The sequence below is a fragment of the Nocardioides rubriscoriae genome (genome assembly GCF_008087085.1).
Classification (GTDB): Bacteria; Actinomycetota; Actinomycetes; order Propionibacteriales; family Nocardioidaceae; genus Nocardioides; species Nocardioides rubriscoriae.
The window spans coordinates 226900-239672 of sequence record NZ_VIYJ01000002.1 but is presented as its reverse complement, the minus strand read 5'-3'; the positions used below and the strand labels follow the sequence as shown (position 1 = coordinate 239672).

General features: G+C 69.8%; 13 protein-coding genes and 2 pseudogenes. 5 read left to right on the top strand and 10 right to left on the bottom strand.

Translation table 11 applies throughout. The annotated features are described in order from the left end of the window. Positions 1-560 precede the first annotated feature (560 nt). The 3 genes and pseudogenes from FZC61_RS23360 to FZC61_RS04475 form a co-directional block, all read right to left on the bottom strand. A complete protein-coding gene (locus FZC61_RS23360; RefSeq protein WP_211357088.1) occupies positions 561-836 on the bottom strand; it encodes a CBS domain-containing protein in 276 nt (91 codons plus the stop codon). A gap of 48 nt (positions 837-884) precedes the next feature. Beyond that, a pseudogene (locus FZC61_RS24065) lies at positions 885-938 on the bottom strand (hypothetical protein); the annotation flags it as partial. A 137-nt stretch (positions 939-1075) separates the two neighbouring features. Further along, positions 1076-1564: pseudogene (locus tag FZC61_RS04475) on the bottom strand (chloride channel protein); the annotation flags it as partial. Positions 1565-1623: 59 nt separating this feature from the next. Here FZC61_RS04475 and FZC61_RS04470 point away from each other — a divergent pair. Both FZC61_RS04470 and FZC61_RS04465 read left to right on the top strand, forming a co-directional pair. After that, positions 1624-2361, top strand: coding sequence for a mycothiol-dependent nitroreductase Rv2466c family protein (locus tag FZC61_RS04470; RefSeq protein ID WP_148612946.1), 738 nt, complete (start codon positions 1624-1626; stop codon positions 2359-2361). Between the two features lie 22 nt (positions 2362-2383). Further along, positions 2384-2872, top strand: a complete 489-nt coding sequence (locus FZC61_RS04465) for an SRPBCC family protein (RefSeq protein ID WP_148612945.1) — start codon at positions 2384-2386, stop codon at positions 2870-2872. 493 nt (positions 2873-3365) lie between these two features. Here FZC61_RS04465 and FZC61_RS04460 read toward each other — a convergent pair whose 3' ends face one another. Beyond that, positions 3366-4709, bottom strand: a complete 1344-nt coding sequence (locus FZC61_RS04460) for an amino acid permease (RefSeq protein ID WP_170286001.1) — start codon at positions 4707-4709, stop codon at positions 3366-3368. A 240-nt stretch (positions 4710-4949) separates the two neighbouring features. After that, on the bottom strand, positions 4950-5642 hold the full coding sequence (locus FZC61_RS04455) for a Crp/Fnr family transcriptional regulator (RefSeq protein ID WP_148612941.1): 693 nt from the start codon (positions 5640-5642) through the stop codon (positions 4950-4952). A gap of 132 nt (positions 5643-5774) precedes the next feature. Here FZC61_RS04455 and FZC61_RS04450 point away from each other — a divergent pair, with 132 nt between their 5' ends. Continuing rightward, positions 5775-6317 carry a carboxymuconolactone decarboxylase family protein gene (locus FZC61_RS04450; RefSeq protein ID WP_148612939.1) on the top strand — a complete coding sequence of 181 codons (543 nt, stop codon included), beginning with the start codon at positions 5775-5777 and terminating at the stop codon, positions 6315-6317. A 148-nt stretch (positions 6318-6465) separates the two neighbouring features. Here FZC61_RS04450 and FZC61_RS04445 read toward each other — a convergent pair whose 3' ends face one another. The 5 genes from FZC61_RS04445 to FZC61_RS04425 form a co-directional block, all read right to left on the bottom strand. After that, entirely contained in the window at positions 6466-7197 is a 732-nt protein-coding gene (locus FZC61_RS04445) for a haloacid dehalogenase type II (protein WP_148612937.1), read from the bottom strand. A gap of 130 nt (positions 7198-7327) precedes the next feature. Beyond that, positions 7328-8437, bottom strand: coding sequence for an ABC transporter ATP-binding protein (locus tag FZC61_RS04440; protein WP_148612936.1), 1110 nt, complete (start codon positions 8435-8437; stop codon positions 7328-7330). Next, a complete protein-coding gene (locus tag FZC61_RS04435; RefSeq protein WP_211357086.1) occupies positions 8434-9066 on the bottom strand; it encodes an ABC transporter permease in 633 nt (210 codons plus the stop codon). Before FZC61_RS04435 ends, FZC61_RS04440 begins: the two co-directional genes overlap by 4 nt. A 191-nt stretch (positions 9067-9257) precedes the next feature. Beyond that, positions 9258-10133, bottom strand: coding sequence for an ABC transporter permease subunit (locus tag FZC61_RS04430; protein ID WP_148612932.1), 876 nt, complete (start codon positions 10131-10133; stop codon positions 9258-9260). Continuing rightward, entirely contained in the window at positions 10130-11371 is a 1242-nt protein-coding gene (locus tag FZC61_RS04425; protein WP_148612930.1) for an ABC transporter substrate-binding protein, read from the bottom strand. Before FZC61_RS04425 ends, FZC61_RS04430 begins: the two co-directional genes overlap by 4 nt. Positions 11372-11472: 101 nt before the next feature. On the opposite strand from FZC61_RS04425, the gene FZC61_RS04420 reads away from it, so the two are divergent. Continuing rightward, positions 11473-12138, top strand: a complete 666-nt coding sequence (locus FZC61_RS04420) for a TVP38/TMEM64 family protein (protein WP_148612928.1) — start codon at positions 11473-11475, stop codon at positions 12136-12138. Between the two features lie 67 nt (positions 12139-12205). Next, the gene (locus FZC61_RS04415; protein WP_246142523.1) at positions 12206-12772 is read left to right on the top strand and encodes a CDP-alcohol phosphatidyltransferase family protein; all 567 of its coding nucleotides are present in this window, start codon (positions 12206-12208) and stop codon (positions 12770-12772) included. Position 12773: the final 1 nt, after the last annotated feature.

The window sequence follows — 12773 nt, the reverse complement described above, 5'->3', positions numbered from 1 at the left end:
TGCCGATCCCGCCGTGCCATGCGACGCAGTGCAGCCGTCGTGTGGCCGGGCCGCGAACGTCAGTCGGTGCTGTCCAGGATCAGCCGGACGGCTTGGCTCGGTGCGTCCCACTGTGGAAAATGACCGCATCGTTCGAACCAGTGCAGCACCGCGTCGGGGAACAGCTCCGTGACACGTGCGGCCTGGCTCGGCACGGTCACCAGGTCACGACGACCCCAACCGATCGTGACCCGGCCGGGCACCGTGCCGGCCGGGGCTCCCTGGTGCTGAGGCCCCTTGGTCAGGGCGCCCAGGGCCGCGCCGACAGCTGAGCGAGCAGCAGCGTCCGTCCCACAGCGCTGCCGAGCAACGACGGCAGCATGCCGCGCAGCGCTCGGACCAGAGCGATCGACGGCCGCAGCGTGGCGCCAAGACGACGAGCTCGCGGTCGCTCCAGAAGCCGCCCGGGTCCAACGCCACGGTGTCGCCGCCGACGCCTCGCCGTGCGAGCTCGAGCACCATACGGCCGCCCATCGACTGGCCGACGGTCGCGACCCCGTCCAAGCCTGTTCGCGGATGAACTACGCGGCGGAGTCGGTCAGGGCGTTCGCGACGTCCTCGCGTGTAGGTGGTGCGGCCCTTTCCCAAGGCCGTCCGGCTGTCGTGCCCACCGCCTGGAGTGCCTCACGGTGGCCCAGCCATCCGACGAGCCGGCCGTCCTGGCCGGTGACGGCGACCGCGGCCGTTCCCAGGTCGAGCAGGTGCAGGGCATCGGACAGCGGGGCGCCCGCCGGGAGGCCGACCGGGTCGGCGAGGTCACCGACGCTGAGCTCCTCCCCGGCGGTCAGTGCGTCCACGAGCGCGCGGGCGCCCACGACGCCCGCGAGGGTCCCGTCCTCGTGAAGCACCGGCAACGCGGCCTCGTCCGCCTCGTCCGCCTCGGCCAGCCGGGCCGCCACCACGGGCAGCGGCGCATGGCGGAAGACACAGGCCGCCGGCCGAGTCCTGGGTCGGCGGGCGCCTCGAGGTCGATGCCGCGACGCAGCAGCTTGCGGGTGTAGACGGTGTCGTGGGAGACGAGGTGACTCACGCCGGTCGCGAGCACGATCGCGAGCATCAGCGGCAGGATGATGGTGTACTCCCCCGTCAGCTCGAAGAGGATCACCACCGCGGTGACGGGAGCGCGCGCCGCGCCAGCGAACAACGCCCCCATCCCCACCAGGGCGTAGGCGCCGGGCGAGCCGCCGGCGCCCGGCAGCAGCCCGTGGACCACCGCGCCGTACGCCGCCGCGAGCATGGCGCCGCAGAACAGGCTGGGTGCGAACACGCCGCCCGACCCGCCGATCCCGATGGTCAGGCTGCAGGCGACCACCTTGCCGACCAGCAGCAGGATCAGGAAGCCGACGGCGTAGTCGCCGTCCACGGCCCGCCCCAGGACCAGGTACCCCACGCCGTACATCTGCGGCAGCACGAGCAGCACCACCCCGAGCAGCAGCCCGCCCACCGCCGGTCGCAGCCACTCCGGCCCGCGCCAGACCCAGTCACAGGCGTCCTCGATCGCGTACAGCACCCTCGAGAAGCCGACGCCGAAGAGGCCGTCCGCGGCGGGGCCGGCCCGCCTCGACCCCGGTCTAGGGTGAAGAGATGGACGCCGACATCAACTTCTACTTCGACCCGGTCTGCCCCTTCGCCTGGATGACCAGCAAGTGGGTGCGCCAGGTGCAGTCGCAGCGTGACTACACGGTGGACTGGCGGTTCATCTCGCTGCGGCTGATCAACGCCGACGTCGACTACGACGCCCAGTTCCCGCCCGAGTACGAAGCCGGGCACACCGCCGGGCTGCGTCTCCTGCGGGTGGCCGCCCGGGCGAGGTCGGAGCACGGCCGCGAGGCGATGGCGCCGCTGTACGCAGCGTTCGGGGCACACATCTTCGACGTCGCGCCCGCGGCGGAGGAGCGCCGCACCGAGACGCAGGTGCGGGAGGTCCGCGGCACTCGTGAGTTCGTGGAGCCCATCCTGGCTGAAGCGGGGCTCCCGCTCGAGCTGGCGGATGCTCTCGACGACGAGTCGTGGGACGCCGAGATCAGGCAGGAAACCGACGAGGCCCTCTCACTGACGGGCAAGGACGTGGGCACGCCCATCATCCACTTCGAGCCGCCTGCCGGTGTGGCTTTCTTCGGGCCGGTGATCAGCCGTCTGCCGCGCGAGGAGACAGCGGTCGAGCTGTGGGACCACGTGGTCGGCCTGGCCCGCTTCCCGGGATTCGCCGAGCTCAAGCGCAGCCTGCGCGAGCAGCCCCAGCTGGCCGCGCTCGGCGGCGACGCCGAGACCGCCGGCAAGCAGGAGGACTGGCACGGCGGCAGCCGCCGGCTCAAGAAGTGAGCATGTCTGAGAGGTTGGGGTCATGAGCAAGGCGAGCGTCCGCAGCCACCAGGAGTCCATCAAGGTCGATGCGTCGGCCGAGGCGCTCTACGACCTGGTCTCGGACATCACCCGCACCGGTGAGTGGAGTCCGGTCTGCACGTCGTGCTGGTGGGACGACGAAGCCACCGCTGGCCGGGTCGGTGCGTGGTTCACCGGCCGCAACGAGCTGCCGCACCGGACTTGGGAGACCCGGTCCGTGGTGGCGGCCGAGCACGGTCGCGAGTTTGCCTGGATCGTCGGCGGCGGGTTCGTGCGCTGGGGGTTCGCCCTCGTGCCGGCGCAGACGGGGACGAAGCTGATCGAGTCCTGGGAGTTTCTCCCGGCAGGGATCGCCATGTTCGAGGAGAAGTTCGGCGACGACGCGGTCGCCGAGATCGCGGACCGCACCCAGCAGGCCCTCGACGGCATCCCGACGACTCTTGCGGCGATCAAACGGATCGCCGAAGCCCCCGATCCGCTTCGGGGATGACCGGAGCGCTCCGAAAGGCTGACCTGCCTCAGAGGTGGGCGACCGTGGACCGGCGCACTAGGTCGTCGAGGCCCTTACCCAGGCAGACGAGATCGTGCGGTCATTGACCGCCATCAGCTTCTCCATCCGGCGACCTCGCGTCTGAGCGGCTGACAGCCAGCAGCCCTGAGACGTCCTGAGGCGCCGGCCCCGATGCGGTCTCGCGCCTCGTCGGCCCTCGGCACGACGCGTCGTCCGGTATTGAGCACCAGTGCCCGCTTGACGGAGGTGGCCCGACCGAGCAGCGAACGGAGTCGATCTCGCGCCGCGTCACCCGCGTCGCTCTGCTGCCGGGCCTCGGCGATGGCCTCCTGGGCAACGAGACCCCCCGTACCCAAGCGTCGTCGGTCGGGCGACCTCCTCCAGCACACCGCTCACGCCGTACGGAGGACGTCCAACGCGGCGTCCCCCGTACGCAGGCGAACGCTGCGCCCTCCATCCGGGGTGCCGTGCGTCAGCCTTGGCCGTCGTCGGGGGGCGCTCCTTCCGCCTGGGCGGCCAGATTTCCAATGCCCCCGGGTCTGCCGGCCCGCACCCAGGTCCCGAAGAGCACGGCCGCCACCAGCAGGGCCGCGCCGAGGCTGACCAACGGCACGCCCCGGGCCAGGTTGATCGCCAAGGTGAACGCAACCACGACTGCGCCCCCGAGGTTCAGAACCAGGGAGCCGGTGTGGGCGTCCCGGTGGGAGAACAGCGCCATCGCGAGCAGCCCGGCCAGAAAGCTCAAGAACACCGAGACCGCGTAGAACAGCACCAGCTCCTGGTCCCGTGCTCCCGCGGCCGCCACCACCGCGGCGGAGATGGTGGTGAACAGGACGACGCCCCAGTACGGCGTGTGGTGGGCATTCGTGCGGCCCAGCCCGCGCGCAAGGATGCCGATCGTCCGGCCTTCTTGGTTCTCGTGACGCGCCAGAGCCTTCAACAGACCGGGACCGGCCTGGAACGAGGAACTGGCTGCGGACAACAGCAGCAGAGCGGTGACCAGCTGGAACGCGGCGAAGACGGGACCCGGCGCGGCGACGCGGGCCAGTTCCGCGATCTGCGTGGTCTCAGCGTGCGGGATACCGATCCGCAGGCGGTGGGCCTCGACCGCCAGCCCCACCGTGATGCTCCCGACGATGCCGAGCGTGAGCCACAGGGTGACGCGCCCGAACTGTCGGCGCCCCACGTCGTCAAGCTGCCCCAGCTGCGCAATGGCCGAGGACGGGGCCTCGACCCCGGTGGCCAAGGCCATGGCCACCGGGAACGCCAGCGCGACGGCCAGCAGCGACTCCCGTCCGGACGTCTGGGTGATGGTGCCCACCTGGTGGGGTGTTGCACCGAGCCCGAAGACCAGCACGACGCCGGCCACGACGATGAACGCGAGGGTCATCAATGCGAAGAACAACCGGCCGAGGTGCCCGAACCAGGTGATACCGCCTACGACGACCACCAGCAGAAGCGCCAGCGGCACCCGCCAGGGCGCCAGCCCCGGGAAGTAGGCGATCGTTGCAGAGGCGCCCGCCGAGACGCTGATCGCGATCGTCAGGACGAAGTCCACGATCAGGGCGCCAATCGGAATGAACGCCCACGCCTCGCCGAACGCCTCTCCGGCCGCCGCCGAGGCACCCCCACCGTGGGGGTAGCGGGTGATCAGCTGTTGGTAGTTCACGATGATCAGCGCGATGATCGCGACCACCAGTCCCATCGTGGGGACGAGCAGGGCCAGGTCACCGTCCAGGGCCCGCAGCGCCGCCTCCACGGCGTAGGCCACCGACGACACCGGGTCCGCCATCACGGCGAACGCGAACGCGAGCATCAACACGGACCGTCGGTGCAAGAAGCCGGAAGGCCCAGACGGCAAGACCAAGGACGCAGTGGTCGGGGACGAAGTGCGCACGGATGCTCTCTTTCGGGGTTGGTGAGCGGGAGCCGACCAGACTTCCCGGCACACCGTTGCAGATCTTAGCCGCAGCTCGGCCGCGTCTGACTGCCGGTGAACGACCGTGAGCTGTGGCAGACGCAGGCCGAGCGCCACCTGAGATGGACATCCCCTGGGCTAGAGCTCGGTAGTGCGGTGCGCGAGGGCCCCGGCATCGAGAATCTGTACCTTGCCGTAGCCGATCTCGACCATGCCTGCGCGAGCGAACTTCCGGAGAATCCGATTGACGGACGCGCGGCGGACGCCGAGGAGCGCGGCCACGGTCGTCTGGCGAAGGGACACCACGTCGTCCACCCGTTCCTCCAACAGCAGTTGTGCCACCTGGATCTCGAGTGGCTGTCCGAGCAGGCTCGTCAACCGGGAGTGAGATCGAGCCAGGCGCTGAGACACGCTCGTCAGCCACCTCCGCGACACCGGGGGATGACTGGCGAGCAGCTCCTCGAAGTGGCTACGACTCACCATCAGACAGGTGGTCTCGGTGTTGGCCCGGGTTTCGTACGGCATCGGCAACCCGAGCAGGATCTGGATGTCACCGTCGATGTCACCTGGTCGCAGGGTCTGGATGACCATCCGTCCCGACGGGCCTTGCACCGCCAGCTCCAGGCAACCCTGGCGGACGATACTCACTGCCTGCGGCACCTCCCCCGCGCGCTGCAGCGGCTCTCCTGCCGCCAAGGTCCGTACCTCGATGAACCGGGCCAGGCCCTCCACGTCCTCGAGCCGCAGGGGCGTCGTCTCCGCGTGCCCCACGCACCGTGAGACCCAGAGGGCGTCGCGGAAGGAGGCCGACTGTTCGTCGTGCCTGCGCATGGTTCTCCTGCGTGCCGGTTGCGAAGGGAAGAGCCAACATTGTCGTCCAGGTGACACTCCGGGACGAAAGGGGGGTACGGCGTTGCTGACACCGACGTCAGGAACGCATCCACCCCGCAGAGGAGAATCACCATGGCCCGGATCCCCGTCCACACGATCGAGAGTGCCCCGGAGCAGAGCCGTGACGAGCTGAAGGCTCTGGAGGCGAAGTTCGGCAAGGTCCTCAACATTCACGGCGAGATGGCCCACTCGCCAGTGGTGCTGCAGAGCTACGTCGCCGTCCAGCAGGTCATCGCCGACTACGGGACGTTCGATGCACGGACCCGAGAGGCCATCGCCCTGGCCGTGGGCAACGCGGACGGGTGCAGCTACTGCCAGGCCGCCCACACCGGTGGAGGCAAGGCTGCTGGCCTGAGCAACGACGAGATGATCGGCATCCGGCGAGGCGACGCGGGCTTCGACGCCAAGCTGGACGCGCTGCTCGTTCTCGCTCGCCAGTACACGACCAACATCGGCACGGTCGACGACGCCGCCTGGCAGGCGGCGCTCGACGCGGGATGGACCGACGACCAGCTCACGGAGCTGTCCGCGCACGTCACCCTGAACCTGCTCACGAACTTCTTCAACCACTTCGTGAAGACCGATCTCGACCTGCCGGCGGCCCCGGCGCTCTGAGAGCTCGACCTCCGCGGTCGCATCACGCTGCGGTGCCGCCCGGACGTCCATGTCGTCGGGGCGGCACCGCTGGTGCACCCGGGACCTCGCTGCGACGTTCGGGCTGTTCCGCGGTGTTGCGCAGCCGGGCCCGGACGGCTGCATCGGCTCAGCGGAGCTGGTCGGCGAGGTCGGACAAGGATGACGTCCGGAGGTCGGGGGCTGTGAAATACGCAGGATAGGGACCACCCGTCCGGTTCAGCCACGCGGTGGCCAGACCTGCCCGAGACGCCCCGTCGGTGTCCCACGGGTGAACGGCGACGAGCATCGCGTCCTCCGGGTCGACGCCGCACTGCTGCAAGGCGTACGCGTAAGCCTCTGGCGCGGGTTTCCAGCGGCCGGCATCCTCCACCGTCAGCAGGCACTCGAAGTAGTGCCGAATGCCGGCACGGTCGAACAGCGCCTCGGCGACCGAAGCAGACCCGTTGCTGAGGGTCACCAGGCGAATCCCGAGATCACTGAGCGCACGGATGCCGTCGGGCACATCGGCGTGGACGGGGAGTCCGCTGAACCCGTGCATGATGTGAGAGACCGCCTCCTCCAGTCCGCGGTTCAAGGGCACCCCGTGGAGGCCGCCCCGCAACGACTCGGCTGCGATGCGGGCGAACGAGTCACTGGCGTCGACGGATGTCAGCGCGAAGCCGTCGCGCAGCACACCCGCGAACCAGCTGGTCGCGAAGTGAGCAGGAGCTCCGACGTTCGCGAAATGACCCGCCATGGGCGACATGTCCGACAGGGTCTCGTTGACGTCGAAGATCAGTAGCCGTGGGAGCCGCGGACCGTCGGGGCTGGCGGCGTGGTCGACACTGGGCAGTGACTGGTCCAGGAAGGCGCGCGACATGTCGTTCACCGTAGCCCTCGCGGCTTGACGACAGGGGGCGACGAGGGGCCGGCGCGATGAAGGCACCTGTTCTTGGGAGGGGCAGGACTCATTCCACAGCCCGACGAGGTCAGGGTCTCGAGCACGGTGCTCACCTGGTGGTGAGCATGCTCGTGCTGGACCGCTCTGCGACCTGGGGCGACGCGCCGCTGACGACCCACAGCCCTTCGGGTCCCGGCAGGACCACGCCCGTGCGATCGCCCGGGCGCAGGGTCGTCCCGAGTCGCACCTCGACCGTGAGCCTGGTCGCCGCCACGGGGCGCGATGACGCCATCTCCACGATCACGTCCTGGTGGGGGCCCGACTGGCGAACCTCCACCACCAGACCGGTCGCCGTGCCCGTCGTGTGCGGTTCGGTGAGAGCAAGTCCCTCCTTGCGGGCCAGCAGCACGGCAGGGCCGTCCGCAGCGAGAGAGGTGGGAAGCGCAGCCGCCCCGAGGATGGAGTGATGGACGCCGGACCTCACCACCCCGGGCAGCTCGTTGAAGCCGCCCACGAGCCGCGCGACCGCCAAGGTCTTCGGAGCCGTGTAGAGCGTCTGGATGGTGTCGCAGTGTTCGATGCGTCCCTCGACGAGTACGGCGACCCGGTCGGCCAGGGCAGCCTCGTCGAGGTCGTGCGTCACGAGGACGACGGTGGGGTCCAGGGCGGCGCGCACCTCGACCAGCAGTTGGTGCATCGACGTGCGGAGGTGGTTGTCGAGGGCGCTGAACGGCTCGTCGAGGAGCATGACCCGTCGGGTGGCGGCCAGCGCCCGTGCCAGGGCGACGCGTTGCTCCTGTCCGCCGGAGAGCGCCCGGGGTCGGCGGGGGCCGAGGTCACCGAGGTGGACGAGGTCGAGGTATCGCTGGGCGGTGGCCCTGCTCTGCGAGCGACTCTGGCCGCGTAGTCGATCCGCGAAGGCGACGTTGTCCAGCACGCTCAAGTGGGGGAAGAGGTGCGGCTTCTGGAACATGACGGTGAGGTCGCGCCGCTCCGGCGCGACGTCCAGGACGCTGGTGCCGTCGAGCAGCACGTCCCCGGCCTCGGGCTGCTCCAGGCCGGCCGCGACCCTGAGCAGGGTGGTCTTGCCGGATCCGGAGGGCCCGAGGACCGCGAGCATCTGCCCGTCCTGGACCTCGAGGTCGATCCCGGCGAGCGTCGGCTGCGCGGCACCGGGGTGGCGGTGGCTGATGCCGGAGAGGGTCAGGGCGGCGGTCATGATCGGGGAGCCGTTCTGCGGCGTGAGGCCGCGTAGGTGAAGACCGCCAGGGCCACGAGCGGCGGCAGGCTGGTGGAGACGGCAAGGGTCGAGGTCAGGGCGTCGTTACCGGATCCGGCTGCCGAGGAGCCAATCAGTATGGGAGTTGTGATGATCTGTCCGCCCCCGATGAGCAGGGTGACCGCGTAGTCGCTCCAACCGACCAGGAAAGCGAGTCCGGTGGCGGTGACGAATCCGGCGGTGGCGGCCGGGAGCGTGACTCGATGTCGGGCTTGGCGCGGGCTGGCGCCGAGGACCCGTGCCTGCTCTTCCAGGTCGGGGTCCAGGGCGAGATAGGTGGCTCGCATGGTGTAGGTGGTGTAGGGCAGCGCGAACACGCTGAGGACCAGAACCACCGCGACTTCTTCGGGGATCCCCACGCGCAGGATGACGACGTCAAGACCCATCGCGACCGCAAACGGGGCCAGTACGACCGGCCCGAGCAGGACGATCGACGGCAGCGCAGGTCTGCGTAAGAGCCGCCACCCCAGCGCCCGACCGGCCATCACCCCCAGCGGCGTCGCGATCAGCGCGACCGCGGTTCCGAGCAGACCGGAGTGGACCAATGCCGAGATGACGCCGGTGTCCACAGCCTCTCGCCACCCACGAACACCCAAGTCCTGGGGCAGCCGCGCCGTCCCGGACCAGCGTGTGGCGCCTGCCCACAGCACCAGTGGAGTCAACGGGATCACCAACCAGAGAACCAGAAGCGCCGGGAGGACACCGCGACGAGTCGCGGTCGCGACTGAGCCCGAGGTGGTCGGCCGGCTCACCGATTGGCTCATCGGTCGGCTCCGAGTCGTCGTACGAGCGGAAGCGTGATGGCGGCCGCCGACAGGGCGAGCCCGGTGGCGACCACGGCGGTCGCGGCGGCCTGTGGTCGAGCAGTGACGTCGATGCCGGTGAAGAGCCGGTAGGCCATGACCGGCAGCGGCTCCGGGTAGGCGCGGCCGAGCAGGCGGGCGACCTCGTAGGTGCCGAGCGAGTAGACGAACACGATGAGCGAGGACGAGGCAAGAGCAGGCGCGGCCAGGGGCAGCAGGACCCGCCACCACTGTGCTCGCGGTGCTGCTCCGAGCACGACGGAGACCTCGCGCAGGTCGGCGTAGCGTCGTCCCAGCGAGGCCGTGACGACGAGCGCCACGAAGGCGGACTCCTTCCAGGCCAGCTCCAGCACCGTTGCCCAGGGCCAGCGCCCGCCCACCAGCTCGGGCCACGAGGCCGGACTGATCCCCGACCAGCGCTGGGCCAACCCGACATCGGAGAGCAGCAGCCCCGTCGCCGCTGCACCGACCAGGTGCGGCACCGTCAGCACCGTGACAGCCAGCGCGACGACGAGTCGCACACCGTGGCCCGCACGAACGATGGTGGTGGCGATGGTGAGACCGATGGCCGCAGCCAGCAAGGTCGCTGCGATGGCGATGAGGAGTGACTCCTGGGTGGCAGCGCGCAAGTCACCGGCCAGTGCGGTGAATCCGTCGGCGCTCAGGCGGGGCTGTCCCACCAGGGGCAGCAGCCCGAGACTGGTGGCGACCACGGCGCCGATCGCCGTCCCGGTAACAGCCACGATGAGGATCACCGCAGGCGCGACGAGGCGTGCCCCCTCGGACTGCCGGCCGGCTCGGAGGTGAGCGGTGCGCGTGAGGGGTGGGGTCACGATCCGGATCCGAGCACGGCCCGTCGCCAGCCTTCGTCGAGCTTCGGTACCCAGGACGAGGCGAGCTCGGGATTGGCGTTACGTGAGAGAACGGCGTACGGCGGCACGACATCGGAGGCGGGAAGATCGTCGAACCGTGCCCGATCGGCCTCGCTGAGCAGGGTGGTGTCGAGGACCGTGAACTGGCCCCACGTGCCTGGGTCGGCCTTGAGCCCCTGCTGGGCTGGCGAGAGAGCGAGGTTGGCCACCACCATGGCGCCCTCGGGGTCGCCGGCCGAGGCGGGGATAGCCAGGAAGCTGGCGTTGCCGATCGTTCCCTCGTCGAGCGGGAGGACACGCGTGGTCTTCGGGAAGGTGCCGTCGGCGACGAGCTTGGTGAGCGTCGCGGGCCCGTAGGTCATGGTCATGTCGACCTCGCCGTCGGAGTAGAGCCGGTCCAGGGCCACCGCGTCGCGGGGGTAGGTCCTCCCCTGGCGCCACAGCGACGGTGCCACGTCCTTCAGGGCGGCCCAGAGCGGGGGGGTCAGCTGGTCGTAGGAGTCCTGGTTGAACTGAGCCGGGATCTGCCCGTAGCCGCCAGAGGTGCTGTAGAGCGCCTCGCGGACGAAGACGGACCCGGTGAAGTCGGGCGGGGCCGGGTAGGTGAACCGTCCTGGGTGGTCCTTGGCCCACCGCAGGACGCCCTCCAGGGAGGTTGGCGGCTCGGCGACGCGCGCCGAGTCGTAGACGAGAGTGAATTGTGCCTTGTGCCAGGGTGCCTCGCAGCCATCGACCTGGGTCCCGAAGTCCTGGGCGACGAGGGCGTCGTCCGGGGCGACGTACTTCATGTTGGGCAGCTGGGAGGACCAGCCACAGCGCCAGGAATCGGCCTGCTTGCCGGTGGCGAAGTTGTCGCCGTTGACCCACACGAGGTCCACCGCGCCGTCCGTCCTGCCGGCTTGGCGCTCTGCCAGGATGCGCGTCATGGCGTCCTTCGTGTCGGCCACCGGAACCCTTCGTAGGGTCACGCCGAGCTTGGCGGCGGCGGGGGTCAGGACGTCGTCGACGTAGGCGTTGCCCTGCTGGTCGCCGCCGTACATCCACAGGTCGACCGTCTGACCCTCGGCCTGGTCGGTGATCTGCGACCAGGAGCGGTTCTCGGTCGAGGTGCCCGCCGGGGCGCCGGGGGCGGCGCAGGCGGTGGCGGCCAGTCCGAGCAGCGCGGCGGGGAGGAGCAGACGGGCAAGGCGCGGGTACATCGGACCTCCGAGTCAGGGAACATGTCACGTCGGGAACACTTCGAGATGCTCAGGGACTTCCCGATGCAGAACGTCCACTTCCCGACAAGTCAGGATGCCGCATGAGTCGAGCCGCCCTCGCCAAGGCAGGCGCTCTGGGCCTGATCCTGGTCGGTGCCACCACGATGGCCCTGGTGCTCGGGACCCCCAACATCGGTGCGATGAGGTCTCGCCTCGACGCAGCCGGGGTGTGGGGGCCTGCCCTGTTCTTCACCCTCTACGTGGGCCTGGCCCTGATCCCTTGCCCCAAGGCGCTCCTGACTGCCGCGGGCGGAGCAGTGTTCGGTCTGTGGCTCGGCGCTGCACTCGCCTGGGCTGCAGCCCTGGTCGGCGCGGTCATCTCCTTCGGTCTCGGGAGACTCCTGGGGCGTGAGGCAGTCGACCGTCTCATCCGTGGCCGCGTGGCGCGCGTCGATGCTCTCCTGGCTGACCACGGCTTGTCGGCAGTCCTGATCGTGCGCCTGGTCCCGTTGGTGCCGTTCATCGCCATCAACTACGCCTCCGGACTCTCAGCGGTCCGGTTGCGTCATTTCGTGCTGGGCACCGCCATCGGGATGATTCCCGGCACCCTGGCCTACGCCGCGTTGGGGGCCTACGGAACCAACCCCTGGGGCCTGGCAGCCGCCGGATCGGCCCTGGTCGTCCTGGTCCTCGGCGGATCCCGCTGGGCGCGGCTGATCGAGGCGCGCGCTGCCGTTCACCACGCTGACGGCGAAACCCGTGTTTGACGCGCCTGTCCGACGTGCTCTCGACCGATCGTTGACGCGGCTGGCACAGATCCTGGACCGACCCCTCGTGACTCCCAACCGGCTCACCATGCTGGGCCTGGCCACTGGCTTGGGTAGCGCCGCCGTAGCGGCGACGCAGCTGTGGTGGTGGGCTTTGGGGCTGTGGTTGTTCTCGCGTGCCATGGACGGTCTCGACGGTCCGCTCGCCCGACGACGCAAGGCCCATCTGCCCGGCACTCTCGAGAAGTCACCCAAGTCGGAGGCGGGCGGATTCTTGGACATCACGGCCGACTTCGTCGTCTACGGGGCGACGGTGGTCGGGGTCGCCATCGGTGTCAGCGCCCGCTACGGCGCCGACTGGCTGCCGTTCCTGCTGGTGCTCCTGGCCTACTACATCAACGGAACCGCTTTCCTGGCGTTCTCCTCCATCGCCGAGCGCACGGGACGACAACGCGAGGACGGTCGCTCGTTCAGCTTCCTCGGGGGACTCGCCGAGGGGACCGAGACCATTGCGGTGCACTCGTTGTGGCTCGTCCTTCCAGCGCACGCCGAGCTGATCGCCATCGTGTGGGCCACCATCGTGGGGCTCAGCGCCACCCAGCGCATGACGGCGGGGTTTCGCGACCTCTTGTGAC